Raw genomic sequence first — 14,127 nt, forward strand, 5'->3', positions numbered from 1 at the left:
CACCCCCCCCCCCACCCCCCCCCCCCCCCCCCCCCCCCCCCCCCCCCCCCCCCCCCCCCCCCCCCCCCCCCCCCCCCCCCCCCCCCCCCCCCCCCCCCCCCCCCCCCCCCCCCCCCCCCCACGGCGCGGTCCCTGCCAGGACTGGGACGGGGGTCGGGTCGGTGTTCACCGGAACGCTGAACGCCGACCTGCTGCTCGGCGACGTGCACTCGCTCAAGGGCAAGCGCGCCGTCGTCCGGCCGATCGTGGCCGAGTTGCGCCGCCGCTACGCCGTGGCCGCCGCCGAGGTCGGCGACCAGGACCTGCACCGCCGCGTCCAGGTGGGGGTGGCCACGGTCGCCGGGGACGTCGGCCAGGTGAGCGACGTCCTCGACGCCTGCGAGCGGTTGCTGGCCGAGCGGCCTGAGGTGACGCTGCTCTCGACGCACCGGCAGCTGTTCAGCGACACGGACTGAGGACCTCCCTCCTCCCCACCGCTCGCAAGCTCGCGGCGGGCCCCAGGAGGAAGGCCACCCGCGTCTCGTTCCACCCGCGCCGCGCTCCTGCGCCGGCACCCAGCACCAGGAGGTCCGATGGCCGACCCGGCCCGCGCCCGCAAGCTCGCGGTGCGCATCCGCCAGATCGTCTCCGCAGCGATCGAGACACAGGTCAAGGACCCGCGCCTCGGCATGGTGACCGTCACCGACGCCCGGGTGACCAGCGACCTGCGCGAGGCGACCGTCTTCTACACCGTCTACGGCGACGACACCGCGGTCGAGGACTCGGCCAAGGCGCTCGCGTCGGCGACCGGCGTGCTGCGCTCCACCGTCGGGAGGCAGACGGGCATCAAGTTCGTGCCCACGCTGACCTTCGTCGCCGACCACGTGCCCGACACCGCCCGCGAGCTCGACGAGGCGCTCGAGCGGGTCCGGCACGCCGACGCCGAGCTGGCCCGCATCCGGGCCGGCGCGACGTACGCCGGTGACGCCGACCCCTACCGCCGTCCCGCGGAGGACGCCGACGAGGACGACGAGGACGACGAGGACGACACCTCCGACGTCGGGTCCGCCGACGACGGTGCCGAGGCGTCCACCCGGAGCAGGAGCGTCTGATGAGCGAGAACGACCCCGACCCGAACCTGCCCGACGAGGGGCTGGGCCGCAACGAGCTGGGCGGCCGCCCCGAGCCCGACGCCGGCGACCCGACCCGGGGTGGCAAGCGCGGCGAGATCGGCGACGCGCCGAGCATCACCTCCGACGAGCCCGACGACGGGGAGGGCTACCCGGTCGGAGGCGGTCTGGTGACCGAGGAGGAGAACGCGTCGCCGGTCGCCGACCCCGGCCCGGACTCGTGACGGTGTCGGTGCCGCGGAGCGCCGACCTGACCTCCCGGGCCGCCGCGGTCCTCGCCGAGGCGGCCGCGGCCCGGGGCACCGTCGTCCTCTCCGGTCACGTGCAGCCCGACGCCGACGCGCTCGGCAGCACGCTGGCCCTGGCCGAGGGCCTGCGGCGCCGCGGCGCCCGCGTGCTGACCACCTTCCCGGCCCCCTTCACCCTGCCGGCGTCGCTGGCCTGGCTGCCCGGGGCCGAGGGGCTGGTCCCCTCCTCTGCGGTGCCGACGTCGCCGGAGGTGTTCGTCAGCCTGGACGCCGCCTCGCCGGGCCGGCTGGGCGAGCTGGCCGGCCTGCTGGCGGGCGCGGCCACCTCCGTGGTCGTCGACCACCACGCGAGCAACCCCGGCTTCGGCGACGTCCGGGTCGTCGACCCGTCCGCGGCGGCCACCGTCGTCCTCGTCGCCGACCTGCTCGACGGGCTCGGCGTCGCCCTCGACGAGCGGCTGGCCACCTGCCTCTACGCGGGCCTGGCCGCCGACACCGGCTCCTTCCGGTTCGGCAACACCCGGCCCGACACCCACGGCCTCGCCGCCCGGCTGCTGGCCACCGGCATCGACCACGCCGCGATCAGCCAGCGGCTGTTCGACACCGCGCCGTTCGGCTGGCTGGGACTGCTGTCCGTCGTCGCCGGCCGTGCCGTGCTGGAGGCCGAAGTGGGCGCCGGGCTGGTGTGGACCTGGTCGAGCACCGCCGAGGCCGCCGAGCACGGGCTGCCCGGTGAGCAGCTGGAGGCGCTGGTCGACGTCGTCCGGTCCACCCAGGAGGCCGACGTCGCCTGCGTCCTCAAGGGACAGGACGACGGCTCGTGGTCGGTGTCGCTGCGCTCCCGCGGCGCCACCGACCTCGCCCGCGTCGCCATGGCGCTCGGCGGCGGCGGCCACCGCGCCGCGGCCGGCTTCACCTCGTACGACGACCGCGCGACGACCATCCGGAGCATCCGGTCCCTGCTCCGCGAGGGATGACCGGACCGTCCCCTTCCCGGCGAGGTCGCCGATCTCGCACGGCTCAGGGCCCGCAGGCGAGCGAGATCGCCGATTCCGCCACCGAGGGACGGCGGGCTCCCGGCGTCCTGGGGTTGGCCGCACCGGCGCTCGTCGTCCTGGCCGCGGAGCCGCTGTACCTGCTGGTCGACACCGCGGTCGTCGGCAACCTCGGCACCGTCGCCCTCGGCGGGCTCGCCGTCGGCGGCGGGCTGCTGGCGTGGGCCGCCGCGCTGCTGAACTTCCTCGCCTACGGCACCACCGCCCGCGCCGCCCGCCGCGCCGGCGCCGGCGACCGGGCGGGTGCGGTCGCCGAGGGCGTGCAAGCCACCTGGCTGGCCCTGGCCCTCGGCCTGGCGGTGCTCGTGCTGTTCCAGACCCTCGCCGGCCCGTTCACCCGGCTGCTCGCCGGCGGCGCGGGCCCGGTCGCCGCGGCGGGGGAGAGCTGGCTGCGGGTGGCCTCCCTGGGTGCGCCGCTCCTGCTGGTCTCCCTCGCCGGCAACGGCTGGCTGCGCGGGGTGCAGGAGCTGCGCCGCCCGATGCGCTACGTGCTGGCCGGCAGCGTGGCCAGCCTGGTGCTCTGCCCGCTGCTGGTGCACCCGGCCGGCCTGGGCCTGGTCGGCTCCGCGGTGGCCAACGTGGCCGGGCAGGCGCTCACCGCCACGCTGTTCGTCCGCGCCGTCCTGCGCGAGGACGTCCCCTGGCGGCCCCGCCTCGCCGCGCTCCGGGCGCAACTGGTCATCGGCCGCGACCTGCTGCTGCGGGCGGCCGTGCTCCAGGTGTCCTTCCTCGTCGCCACCGGCGTGGTGGCCCGCGCCGGCACCGCCGAGCTCGGCGCGCACCAGATCGCCGTCCAGCTGTTCTTCTTCCTCGCGCTGGTGCTCGACGCCTACGCCATCGCGGCGCAGACCCTCGTCGGCCAGGCCCTCGGCGCGGCCCGCCCGGACGTCGCCCGCGGCACCGCCCGCCGGGTCACCCTCTGGGGCCTGGGCACCGGGGTGCTGGTCGCCGCGGTGCTGCTGGCGCTGCGGCCGGTGGTGCTGCCGCTGTTCACCGACGACACCGCCGTGCTGGCGCAGGCCGCCGTCGCGTGGTGGTTCCTCGCCGCGATGCAGCCGCTGGCCGGTGTCGTGTTCGCCCTGGACGGCGTCCTGATGGGCGCCGGTGACGTCGGCTACCTGCGCACGGTGACGATCGGGGCGGCGCTGGCCGGCTTCGTGCCGCTGTCGCTGCTCGCCGTCCCGCTCGGCTGGGGGCTGGCCGGCGTGTGGACCGGCCTCACCCTGTTCATCGTGCTCCGGCTGGTCGCGGTGCTCGTCCGGGTGGCGGGGGACCGCTGGCTGACCCCACCTGGGACGGTGACGGCGTGAGCAGACGCCGTCCCGACGCCGACGTCCCCCCGGGCCTCCTGCTGGTCGACAAGGCCGGCGGCCTGACCTCCCACGACGTCGTCGCCCGTGCCCGGCGGGTGCTGTCGGTCCGCAAGGTGGGCCACGCCGGCACCCTCGACCCGATGGCCACCGGCCTGCTCGTCCTCGGCGTCGGGACGGCGACCCGGCTGCTCGGGTACGTCGGGGGGCACGACAAGACCTACGAGGCAACCATCCGCCTCGGCCAGACCACGGTCACCGACGACCGCGAGGGCGAGGTCGTCGCCACCACCCCGGCCGGGCACCTGGACGACGCCGCCGTCACCGCCGCGCTGGCCGCGCAGACCGGCCCGCTGCTGCAGGTGCCCTCCTCGGTGAGCGCGGTGAAGGTCGCCGGCCGCCGCTCCTACGACCGGGTGCGCGCCGGCGAGGAGGTCGTGCTGGAACCGCGGGCGGTCACCGTCCACCGGCTCGACGTCCACCGCGTCACCCGCCCCGCGCCGGACCTGGTGGACGTCGACGTCACCGTCTCCTGCACCGCCGGCACCTACATCCGGGCCATCGCCCGCGACGCCGGCGCCGCACTCGGTGTCGGCGGGCACCTGACCGCGTTGCGCCGCACCACCTCCGGTCCGTTCTCCGTGGCCGACGCCGCGCCGGTCGAGGAGGCCGGACGGTCCCTCGCCGCCGGCGGTGGGGCCGGCGTGCTCGGCCTGACCGACGCCGCGCGTGCCGTCTTCCCGGTGCGCACGCTGACCGGGGAGGAGGCCCGCGCCCTCGGGTACGGGCAGCGCATCCCCCCGACCGGCGCCCCCGGCCTCCACGCCGCGGTAGAGGCCGACCGGCTGGTCGCCCTGGTCGAGGACGCCGGCGCCACCGCCCGGGTCGCGGTGGGCTTCCCGCCGGCCTGAGGAAGGACCCCGGCGGGGGGGCACGGGGGCCCTTCCTCAGCCGCGCGCGACCCGCCCGATCAGCGAGTCGTCCAGGTGCGCGAGCAGGTCGGCCGGGTCGTCGTACACCTCGTCGGCGCCGGCCTCCTCCAGTTCGGCGCGCGCGATGCCGCCGCAGGTCAGCGCGATGCAGGGGAACCCCGCGTCCCGCGCCGCCCGCACGTCCCAGACCGTGTCGCCGACCGCGACGGTGCGGCCGGTGTCCAGCCCGTGGTCGGCGGCAGCGGTCTGCAGCAGGTCGGGCGCGGGCTTGGCCGAGTCGACGTCGGCGGACGTGGTGGCCCCGTCGACGACGTCCTCGCCGCCGATCGCCGGCACCATCCACTCCAGGTCGGCCTCTTGGCCGCTGGTGGCCAGCACCACGGCCAGGCCCCGCTCCCGGCACCCCTCGAGGAGCTCGTCGACGCGGGGGAAGGCGGTCACCTGATCGCGCAGCGGCTCGTAGCGCCGGTTCTTCGCCTCGACCACCTCGTCGACGTCGGTCGCGCCGTCCCCCAGCAGGTGGGGGACCAGCTCCTCGCTGGCGATGCCGATGGCGCGGTGGCACTCGGCCATCGACACCTCGGGGTGGCCGGTGTCCCGGAAGGCCTGCCACCACGCGAGGACCTGCAGGTAGTTGGTGTCCAGCAGCGTGCCGTCGACGTCGAGGAGGACGCCGGGTCGCGGCGCGGGGGCGGCGGAGGTCATCGCGACATCCTCGCCCGGCACCCCCTGGTCCGCAGGGCAGCGGGATTGACCGGCCGCCCCGCCGGGAAGGGGGCGTGCATGAGCGTCGTCAAGATCAACGCGATCACCGTGCCGAAGGACAAGCAGGAGCGCTTCGAGGAGCGCTTCAAGGGCCGCGCCGGTGCCGTGGAGAGCACCCCGGGCTTCGAGTGGTTCGAGCTGCTGCGCCCGCTGGAGGGCACCGACCAGTACCTCGTCTACACCCGGTGGGAGAGCGAGGACGCCTACCGGGCGTGGGAGTCCGGGCAGGACTTCGCGCGTGCCCACCAGGGCGGTGGGTCCGAGCTCGCGCCGGCCGCCAGCGACTCCTCCCACCTGTGGTCCTACGAGGTGATCGAGAGCGCGGCGCCCGACCGGCCGTGACCGCCCGCCGCGGTCGGCGCCGGGCCGGACGGTCGCGGAGCTAGGGTGGACGGGCGGTCCGGCAGTCGCCGGACCGCCCCTCGGATCCGCGCACGCCGCAGGTGGGAGCCATGACCGACACGCTCGCCGACAGCCGTACCTCTCCCCGGGTCTTCACCGAGGGCGTGCCGGTGGTCGTGGAGGACGTGCGGCGTCGTCCCGCCGCGGAGCGCGACGCCGTGCTCGCCGACCCCGGCTTCGGCCGGCACTTCACCGACTCCATGTTCGTCGCGCGGTACCGCGCCGGCGAGGGCTGGTACGACGCCCGGCTGACCGCCTACGCGCCGCTGCAGGTCGACCCGGCCACCGCCGCGCTGCACTACGCGCAGTCGATCTTCGAGGGGCTCAAGGCCTACGCCCAGCCCGACGGCAGCGTGGCCACCTTCCGGCCCGAGGCCAACGCCGCCCGCTTCGTCCGCGGCGCCAAGCGGCTGGCCATGCCGCCGGTGCCGGAGGAGGCCTTCCTCGCGGCCGTCGACGCGCTCGTCGAGGCCGATCGCCACTGGGTGCCCACCGGCCCCGACCAGACGCTCTACCTGCGCCCCTACCAGCTGGCGACCGAGCCCTTCCTCGGCGTCCGCCCTGCGCACGAGTACCTGTTCCTGGTGATCGCCAGCCCGGCCGGCGCCTACTTCCCGCGCGGCGTCCACCCGGTGTCGGTGTACCTGTCGGAGGACTACATCCGTGCCGCGCCGGGTGGCACCGGCGACGTCAAGTGCGCCGGCAACTACGCGGCGAGCCTGCTGGCCCAGGAGCAGGCGATCGACGCCGGCTGCGACCAGGTCGTCTGGCTGGACGCGGTGGAGAAGCGCTACGTCGAGGAGATGGGCGGGATGAACCTGTTCTTCGTCCTCGGCTCCGGGGACGACGCCGAGCTGGTCACGCCCGAGCTCACCGGCACGCTGCTGCCCGGCATCACCCGCGACTCGCTGATCACCGTCGCCCGCGAGATGGGGCACCGGGTCACCGAGCGGAAGTTCAGCGTGGAGGAGTGGCGCTCCGGCGTGGCCGACGGCACGGTCACCGAGACCTTCGCCTGCGGCACCGCGGCGGTCATCACCCCGGTCGGCGAGGTCAAGGCGCGCACCGGCGACTTCACCGTCGGCGACGGGGAGCCCGGGCCGCTGACCATGCGGCTGCGCGGGCACCTGCTCGACATCCAGCACGGCCGGGTGCCCGACACCCACGGCTGGCTGCACCGGGTCGCCTGAGCGACCGGACGCATCGACGTGCGCCGGTGGCGGGGGCTGGAGTCGACCCCCGGGGACCTGGGCCGCACGGTGGTCACCGTCGGCATGTACGACGGCGTCCACCGCGGACACCAGGAGCTGATCGGCACCGCCGTGGCGCGGGCCCGCGCGCTGGGGCGGCCGTGCCTGCTGCTCACCTTCGACCCGCACCCCTCCGAGGTGGTGCGGCCGGGGTCGCACCCGGCGATCCTCACCTCGCTGGACCGCAAGGCCGAGCTGGTCGCCGAGCTCGGCGTGGACGAGATGTGCGTCCTGCCGTTCACGCCGGAGTTCATGCGGCTCTCGCCCGAGACGTTCACCCACACCGTGCTCGTCGAGCACCTGCACGCCGCCACGGTCGTGGTGGGGGAGAACTTCACCTACGGTCACCGCGCGGCCGGCAACGTCACCACGCTGGCGGCCGAGGGGCGCCGGTTCGGCTTCACCGTCGAGCCGGTGCCGCTGGCCGGGGACTCCTCGGCGGACGGCGAGATCACCATCTCGTCGACCTACGTGCGGGCGTGCGTCGCGGCCGGCGACATGGTCTCAGCGGCGCGGGCGCTGGGCCGGCCGCACCGCATCGAGGGCGTCGTCGTCCGCGGTGACCGGCGCGGCCGGGAACTGGGCTACCCGACGGCGAACGTGGAGTCCCCGCCGTTCACCGCCATCCCGGCCGACGGCGTCTACGCCGGTGGTCTGGTCATCCGCGATCCCCGCACCGGGGTCAGCGTGAGCACCTCACCGGCGGCGATCTCGGTCGGCACGAACCCCACGTTCCAGGGCACCCGGCGCACGGTGGAGGCGTACCTGCTCGACTTCGACGGCGACCTCTACGGCGAGCACGTCGGCGTGGAGTTCGTGCAGCGGCTGCGCCCGATGGCCGCGTTCACCGGCGTCGAGGACCTGATCGCGGCGATGGACCGCGACGTCGCCGAGACGCGCGAGGTCCTCGACCTCCCGCCCGCCTCGTCGTCCTGACCCGAGCAGCGGAGGCGGCGGCGCCGCGGCAGTCGGGGACGGGAGCCGGCCGGGGTGGTCCGGTCGCGGGGGTCCGGCGGCCCCGTCCCGGGCACCGCCCCGAGCCTGCGAGGGGCGGGGGGGCGGGGTCCTCGTACCGGCCGGGACACGGGCAGCGGCTCAGCGCCGCGGGGGCACGGCACCTGGCCGCGGTCGTCGTCCGGTAGGACGACCACGTCACCGCGGTGTCGGGCGGAGGCCGACAGGGTCACTGGTAGCCTGACGGGTGGTCGGTCGACCCGACCTGTGTGCAGCCTGCCCTCGTGACAGAGACCGGGGGCCACACGTGACCTGCCCCGGAGGCGATCCATGGCGCTCGACAGCGCGACGAAGCAGCAGATCATGACCGAGTACGCGACGGTCGAGAAGGACACCGGCTCGCCCGAGGTGCAGGTCGCGATGCTGACCCGCCGGATCAGCGACCTGACCGAGCACCTCAAGCAGCACAAGCACGACCACCACAGCCGGCGGGGGCTGCTCCTGCTGGTCGGTCGTCGCCGCCGGCTGCTGAACTACCTGGCCAAGACCGACATCAACCGGTACCGGTCGCTCATCGAGCGGCTCGGCCTGCGCCGGTGAGCCAGAGGGGACCGTCCCGGCCGGGACGGTCCCCTCTCTCGTGCGGCACCCGCCGCACGGGACCCAGGCCCCGCGCCGGAGGCCCGACGCTGGTCGGTCCTCGGTAGTGGCCCCCGGGCACGCCCCTCCGGAGGAGGGGGATCGTCTCCCGTGGGCTTCGATCGAAGACCGGTCACCCCGGCGCAGTCAGGCGCGAGGCCACAAGAGGACGTCGCCGCATGCGACGTAGGAAGAGGACACCGTGTCCGCACCCACCACCCAGCACAGCACCGCCGCCGCGGAGTTCGACCCCGAGGACGGGGTCACCACCGCCACCGCGGTCATCGACAACGGCAGCTTCGGCAGCCGCAGCGTCACCTTCGAGACCGGCCGGCTGGCCAAGCAGGCCGCCGGCTCCGTCGTCGTCACCATGGGCGACACCATGCTGCTGTCGGCCACCACGGCCGGCCGCCAGCCCAAGGAGCACTTCGACTTCTTCCCGCTGACGGTCGACGTCGAGGAGCGCATGTACGCCGCCGGGCGCATCCCCGGCTCGTTCTTCCGCCGTGAGGGCCGGCCCTCGGAGGACGCGATCCTCACCTGCCGGCTGATCGACCGCCCGCTGCGCCCGACCTTCGCCAAGGGCCTGCGCAACGAGGTCCAGGTCGTCATCACCGTCCTGTCCCTGGACCCCGACCACCTCTACGACGTGCTGGCCATCAACGGCGCGTCGGCGTCGACCCAGCTCTCGGGCCTGCCCTTCTCCGGCCCGGTCGGCGGCACCCGCGTCGCGCTGGTCAACGGCCAGTGGGTGGGTTTCCCGACCCACGCCGAGCTCGAGGACGCCGTCTTCGACATGGTCGTGGCCGGCCGCGTCCTCTCGGACGGCGACGTCGCAATCATGATGGTCGAGGCCGAGGCCACCGAGAAGACGATCGAGTTGGTCGCCGGGGGCGCCACCGCGCCGACCGAGGAGGTCGTCGCCCAGGGGCTCGAGGCCGCCAAGCCCTTCATCAAGGCGCTGTGCGAGGCGCAGTCGGCCCTGGCCGAGAAGGCCGCCAAGCCGGTCGCGGACTTCCCGCGCTTCCTGGACTACCAGGACGACGTCTACGCCGCCGTCGAGGCGCAGGCCGGCGCGCGGCTGGCCGAGGTCCAGGCCATCGCCGGCAAGCAGGAGCGCAACGACGCCACCGACGCGCTGAAGGACGAGACCGTCGCCGCGCTCGCGGGCCAGTTCGAGGGTCGCGAGAAGGAGGTCTCCGCCGCCTTCCGCGCCGTCACCAAGAAGGTCGTCCGGCAGCGGATCCTGCGGGACAAGGTCCGCATCGACGGCCGTGGCCTCACCGACATCCGCCCGCTCTCGGCCGAGGTCGAGGTCCTCCCGCGGGTGCACGGCTCGGCGCTGTTCGAGCGCGGCGAGACCCAGATCCTGGGCGTCACCACGCTGAACATGCTCCGCATGGAGCAGCAGCTGGACACGCTGTCGCCGGTGAACCGCAAGCGCTACATGCACAACTACAACTTCCCGCCGTACTCCACCGGTGAGACCGGTCGCGTGGGCTCGCCCAAGCGCCGCGAGATCGGCCACGGCGCGCTGGCCGAGCGGGCGCTGCTGCCGGTGCTGCCCGACCGCGAGGAGTTCCCCTACGCGATCCGGCAGGTGTCCGAGGCGCTGGGCTCCAACGGCTCGACGTCCATGGGGTCGGTCTGCGCCTCGACCCTGGCGCTGCTCAACGCCGGTGTGCCGCTGAAGGCGCCGGTCGCCGGCATCGCCATGGGCCTGGTCTCCGACGAGGTCGACGGCAAGACCGAGTACGTCGCGCTGACCGACATCCTCGGTGCCGAGGACGCGTTCGGTGACATGGACTTCAAGGTCGCCGGCACGCGTGACTTCGTCACCGCGCTGCAGCTGGACACCAAGCTCGACGGCATCCCGTCCGACGTGCTGGCCCAGGCGCTGACCCAGGCCCGCGCCGCCCGGCTGCACATCCTCGACGTGATGAACGAGGCCATCGACGCCCCGGACGAGATGAGCCCGTACGCCCCGCGGGTCACCACGGTGCGCATCCCGGTCGACAAGATCGGCGCGGTCATCGGCCCCAAGGGCCAGATGATCAACGCGATCCAGGACGAGACCGGCGCGGACATCACCATCGAGGACGACGGCACGATCTACGTCGGCGCCTCCGACGGACCCTCGGCCCAGGCCGCGGTGGACCGGATCAACGCCATCGCCAACCCGCAGATGCCCAAGGTCGGCGAGCGCTTCCTCGGCACGGTCGTCAAGACCACGCCGTTCGGCGCCTTCGTCTCCCTGCTCCCGGGCAAGGACGGCCTGGTCCACATCAGCAAGCTGGGCGGCGGCAAGCGCATCGGCAAGGTCGAGGACGTCGTCAACGTCGGCGACAAGCTGCAGGTCGAGATCACCGACATCGACGCCCGCGGCAAGATCAGCCTCGTCCCGGTCGCGGCCGAGGGTGACGGCGCCGGCGAGACGCCGCCGGCGGGCGACGCCGAGACCGCCGCGCCCGCGGAGGCATGACCACGGGTACGGAGCAGGCTCTGACCGGGGCCGGGACGGGTACCGCACCCGTCCCGGCCCCGGCCGGTGTGGGGGAGACGGTCGTCCTCGACGTCGACGAGGTCGGCGGCCGCGTCGAGCGCACCGAGCTGCCCGGTGGCCTGCGGGTGCTGACCGAGACCATGCCCGGCGTGCTGTCGGCGACCGTCGGCATCTGGGTCGGCGTCGGCTCCCGGGACGAGACCGACGCGGTGGCCGGCGCCTCGCACTTCCTCGAGCACCTGCTGTTCAAGGGGACCGGCAGCCGCAGCGCGCTGGAGATCGCGACGGCCATGGACGCCGTCGGCGGTGAGATGAACGCCTTCACCGCCAAGGAGCACACCTGCTACTACGCCAACGTGCTCGCCAGCGACCTGCCGTTGGCGGTCACCCTGCTCGGCGACCTGGTCACCGATGCGCTCAACACCGCCGCGGACCTGGAGAGCGAGCGGACGGTGGTGCTCGAGGAGATCGCCATGCGCGACGACGAGCCCTCCGACCTCGTGCACGACCTGTTCGCCGAGACCCTGTTCGGCGACACCGCGCTGGGCCGGTCGGTGCTCGGCACCGTGGACTCCATCGAGGGCCTGACCCGGGACGACGTCGACGGCTGGTACCGCCGGCGCTACACCGTGCCGTCCATCGTGGTCACCGCCGCCGGCCGGGTGGAGCACCAGCAGGTGCTCGACCTGGTCACCGCCGCCTTCGGCTACCGGCTGTCCGGGCCGGCGCGTCCGGCCCCGCTGCGGCGGGGTGAGGAGGGCGTGTCGACCGCACCCGCCCGTCGGACCGGCCTGATCCGGCGGCGAACGGAGCAGACGCACCTGCTGCTGGGCTCGGTGGGCCTGGGCCGGCTCGACGAGCGGCGGTACGCGGCGGCGGTCATGGAGACCGCGGTCGGCGGCGGCATGAGCTCGCGGCTTTTCCAGGAGATCCGGGAGAAGCGGGGACTGGTCTACAGCGTGGGGTCGGCGCTGTCGCACTATGCGGGGACCGGGTCGTTCTCGGTCTACGCGGGCTGCTCGCCCAAGCGGGTGCCCGAGGTGCTGCGGTTGGTCCGCGAGGAGCTCGCCCGCGTCGCCGCCCACGGACTGACCGCCGAGGAGGTCGCCCGCGGGCAGGGGCAGCTCAAGGGCGGCCTGGTCCTGGGGCTCGAGGACACCGGCTCCCGGATGAGCCGGCTGGGCAAGAGCGAGCTGTCCTACGGCGAGTACCTGCCGGTGCGCGAGGTGCTCGCCCGGCTGGACGGCGTGGACGAGCGGCAGGTCCGGGCGGTCGCCGCCGACCTGCTCACCCGCGACACCTGTCTGGCCGTCGTGGGTCCCTACCGCGAGTCGGAGCTCGACCGGCTCTGATGGCCCCCCGGAACCCGGTCCTCGCCGTCCACGGCGCCCTCTCGCGCGGCGTGTTCGCCGTTGTGGTCCTGGTCTCACTCGCCGTGCTGTTCGCCCCCGCGGACGACGTCCCCGCGTCGCCGCCGGGGGTGGACAAGCTGGTGCACCTGCTGCTCTTCGCCGCCCTCGCGGTGAGCGGCAGGTGGGCCGGCGTGCGGGCCGGCACCCTCGCCGGCCTCCTGCTCGTGTACGCCGCGGTCAGCGAGGTGGTCCAGGGGGTCTCGGCGCTGGAGCGGTCGGCGTCGGTCGCCGACTGGGCCGCCGACGCGTTGGGCGTCCTCGCCGGTCTGCTCGGATGGGCTTGGGCCGGACGGCGCACCCGCGCCTGACCGGGGGCTGTCTTGCATCGCGGGCCGGTGCCGGGAGACTGACCGGGTGACCACGAGCTCCGCCGTCCCTGACCAGCACGGATTCACCGCCCCCGCCGGCGAGGCCCACCTCCTCCCCGTGGGCGTCCTGGGTGCCCGCGGGCGGATGGGGACCGAGGTGGTGAAGGCGGTCAACGCCGCCGAGGACCTCGAGCTCGTCGCGATGGTCGACGCGGGGGACTGGTTGTTCGACGTCGCGAACGCCGGCGCGCAGGTCGTCGTCGACTTCACCCGGCCGGACGTCGTGATGGACAACATCCGCTTCTGCATCGACAACAACATCCACTGCGTGGTCGGGACGACCGGGTTCGACGAGGAGCGGCTCGCCACCGTCGCGGAGTGGCTCGAGCCCAAGCCCGACGTGGGCGTGGTCATCGCCCCGAACTTCGGCATCGGCGCCGTGCTGCTCATGAAGTTCGCCCAGGAGGCGGCGCGCTTCTTCCCGTCCACGGAGATCGTCGAGCTGCACCACCCCAACAAGGTCGACGCGCCCTCGGGCACGGCGGTGCGGACGGCTCGCCTCGTCGCTGCCGCCCGCCGGGCGGCCGGGCTCCCGCGCTCGCCCGACGCCACCACCGACGCCCTCCCCGGTGCCCGGGGCGCCGACGTCGAGGGGGTGTCCGTGCACGCGGTCCGGCTGACCGGTCTGGTCGCGCACCAGGAGGTGCTCATGGGGGCCGCGGGGGAGACCCTGACCCTCCGGCACGACTCCTACGACCGGGCGTCGTTCATGCCGGGCGTCCTCCTGGCCGTCCGGGAGATCAGCCGGCGTCCCGGTCTGACGGTGGGGATCGAGTCCTTCCTGGGCCTCTGACGGAGGCCCCGCTGCCCCTGCCTCACAGGCTCGCGGCGGGCGCTGCCACGGGGCCGTCCGCCCTCTCCGCCCCCGCGGCTCAGGGCGGGCCCCCGGGGCGGGGCCGGGTGTGACGGGGGACGCCCTCCACCGACTTGCGCGCCCCGCCCGGACGTCGTGTATGGTTCTCTACGCGCCGGACGGGCCCGGGAGGGCCGCGGAGGAGCACCCCCCGGGTGCAGGATTCCGAAGACGGCGTACAGTGGGACAAGCCGCCAGAGACGAAGCCCGAGAGGGTCGAGTCGCTGTGCGTCCGCTCCTTGAGAACTCAACAGCGTGCCGAAAGTCAGTGCCAAGTAACAGACCCCTTTGTGGGTTTCTTTGGGTTGATGGATGTCGCGAGTGTCA

General features: G+C 74.5%; 15 protein-coding genes. 14 read left to right on the top strand and 1 reads right to left on the bottom strand.

The features are described from left to right. Positions 1 to 161 precede the first annotated feature (161 nt). The 6 genes from ACI78Z_RS23955 (at position 162) to truB (ending at position 4,633) form a co-directional block, all read left to right on the top strand. The gene (locus ACI78Z_RS23955) at positions 162 to 455 is read left to right on the top strand and encodes a DUF503 domain-containing protein (RefSeq protein ID WP_457039043.1); all 294 of its coding nucleotides are present in this window, start codon (positions 162 to 164) and stop codon (positions 453 to 455) included. Between the two features lie 117 nt (positions 456 to 572). Then, positions 573 to 1,091, top strand: a complete 519-nt coding sequence (gene rbfA, locus ACI78Z_RS23960; protein WP_457039044.1) for a 30S ribosome-binding factor RbfA — start codon at positions 573 to 575, stop codon at positions 1,089 to 1,091. Next, positions 1,091 to 1,333, top strand: a complete 243-nt coding sequence (locus ACI78Z_RS23965) for a hypothetical protein (RefSeq protein WP_457039045.1) — start codon at positions 1,091 to 1,093, stop codon at positions 1,331 to 1,333. Before rbfA ends, ACI78Z_RS23965 begins: the two co-directional genes overlap by 1 nt. Positions 1,334 to 1,335: 2 nt before the next feature. Beyond that, entirely contained in the window at positions 1,336 to 2,334 is a 999-nt protein-coding gene (locus ACI78Z_RS23970; RefSeq protein WP_457039046.1) for a DHH family phosphoesterase, read from the top strand. Between the two features lie 113 nt (positions 2,335 to 2,447). Next, positions 2,448 to 3,722, top strand: a complete 1,275-nt coding sequence (locus ACI78Z_RS23975; RefSeq protein ID WP_457039047.1) for an MATE family efflux transporter — start codon at positions 2,448 to 2,450, stop codon at positions 3,720 to 3,722. Beyond that, the gene (gene truB / locus ACI78Z_RS23980; protein WP_457039048.1) at positions 3,719 to 4,633 is read left to right on the top strand and encodes a tRNA pseudouridine(55) synthase TruB; all 915 of its coding nucleotides are present in this window, start codon (positions 3,719 to 3,721) and stop codon (positions 4,631 to 4,633) included. The genes ACI78Z_RS23975 and truB overlap by 4 nt, the downstream gene beginning before the upstream one ends. Before the next feature lie 36 nt (positions 4,634 to 4,669). Here truB and ACI78Z_RS23985 read toward each other — a convergent pair whose 3' ends face one another. Then, positions 4,670 to 5,359, bottom strand: a complete 690-nt coding sequence (locus ACI78Z_RS23985; RefSeq protein ID WP_457039049.1) for an HAD family hydrolase — start codon at positions 5,357 to 5,359, stop codon at positions 4,670 to 4,672. 78 nt (positions 5,360 to 5,437) lie between these two features. On the opposite strand from ACI78Z_RS23985, the gene ACI78Z_RS23990 reads away from it, so the two are divergent. From ACI78Z_RS23990 to dapB, 8 genes are all read left to right on the top strand, one after another. Then, a complete protein-coding gene (locus ACI78Z_RS23990) occupies positions 5,438 to 5,761 on the top strand; it encodes an antibiotic biosynthesis monooxygenase family protein (RefSeq protein WP_457039050.1) in 324 nt (107 codons plus the stop codon). 110 nt (positions 5,762 to 5,871) lie between these two features. Further along, on the top strand, positions 5,872 to 7,011 hold the full coding sequence (locus tag ACI78Z_RS23995) for a branched-chain amino acid aminotransferase (protein WP_457039051.1): 1,140 nt from the start codon (positions 5,872 to 5,874) through the stop codon (positions 7,009 to 7,011). Positions 7,012 to 7,029: 18 nt separating this feature from the next. Continuing rightward, entirely contained in the window at positions 7,030 to 8,007 is a 978-nt protein-coding gene (locus ACI78Z_RS24000) for a bifunctional riboflavin kinase/FAD synthetase (RefSeq protein WP_457039052.1), read from the top strand. A 348-nt stretch (positions 8,008 to 8,355) separates the two neighbouring features. After that, a complete protein-coding gene (gene rpsO / locus ACI78Z_RS24005) occupies positions 8,356 to 8,625 on the top strand; it encodes a 30S ribosomal protein S15 (RefSeq protein WP_072920360.1) in 270 nt (89 codons plus the stop codon). Positions 8,626 to 8,866: 241 nt separating this feature from the next. After that, complete coding sequence (locus ACI78Z_RS24010) at positions 8,867 to 11,146, top strand: polyribonucleotide nucleotidyltransferase (protein ID WP_457039053.1); 2,280 nt, start codon at positions 8,867 to 8,869, stop codon at positions 11,144 to 11,146. After that, positions 11,143 to 12,519 carry a M16 family metallopeptidase gene (locus ACI78Z_RS24015; protein WP_457039054.1) on the top strand — a complete coding sequence of 459 codons (1,377 nt, stop codon included), beginning with the start codon at positions 11,143 to 11,145 and terminating at the stop codon, positions 12,517 to 12,519. The genes ACI78Z_RS24010 and ACI78Z_RS24015 overlap by 4 nt, the downstream gene beginning before the upstream one ends. Continuing rightward, positions 12,519 to 12,887: a VanZ family protein gene (locus ACI78Z_RS24020; RefSeq protein WP_457039055.1), complete on the top strand. Its 369-nt coding sequence runs from the start codon at positions 12,519 to 12,521 to the stop codon at positions 12,885 to 12,887. Before ACI78Z_RS24015 ends, ACI78Z_RS24020 begins: the two co-directional genes overlap by 1 nt. 46 nt (positions 12,888 to 12,933) lie before the next feature. Next, entirely contained in the window at positions 12,934 to 13,740 is an 807-nt protein-coding gene (gene dapB, locus ACI78Z_RS24025) for a 4-hydroxy-tetrahydrodipicolinate reductase (protein WP_457039056.1), read from the top strand. The last annotated feature ends 387 nt before the right edge of the window (positions 13,741 to 14,127 follow it).

This window comes from Geodermatophilus sp. SYSU D01176, assembly GCF_054050015.1.

Excerpts from the sequence above, each read along its gene's own strand:
- rbfA (WP_457039044.1), top strand. The coding sequence starts at position 573 with ATGGCCGACCCGGCCCGCGCCCGCAAGCTCGCGGTGCGCATCCGCCAG.
- ACI78Z_RS23995 (WP_457039051.1), top strand. The coding sequence starts at position 5,872 with ATGACCGACACGCTCGCCGACAGCCGTACCTCTCCCCGGGTCTTCACC.
- rpsO (WP_072920360.1), top strand. The coding sequence starts at position 8,356 with ATGGCGCTCGACAGCGCGACGAAGCAGCAGATCATGACCGAGTACGCG.
- ACI78Z_RS23990 (WP_457039050.1), top strand. The coding sequence starts at position 5,438 with ATGAGCGTCGTCAAGATCAACGCGATCACCGTGCCGAAGGACAAGCAG.
- ACI78Z_RS24020 (WP_457039055.1), top strand. The coding sequence starts at position 12,519 with ATGGCCCCCCGGAACCCGGTCCTCGCCGTCCACGGCGCCCTCTCGCGC.
- ACI78Z_RS24015 (WP_457039054.1), top strand. The coding sequence starts at position 11,143 with ATGACCACGGGTACGGAGCAGGCTCTGACCGGGGCCGGGACGGGTACC.
- ACI78Z_RS23985 (WP_457039049.1), bottom strand. The coding sequence starts at position 5,359 with ATGACCTCCGCCGCCCCCGCGCCGCGACCCGGCGTCCTCCTCGACGTC.
- ACI78Z_RS23965 (WP_457039045.1), top strand. The coding sequence starts at position 1,091 with ATGAGCGAGAACGACCCCGACCCGAACCTGCCCGACGAGGGGCTGGGC.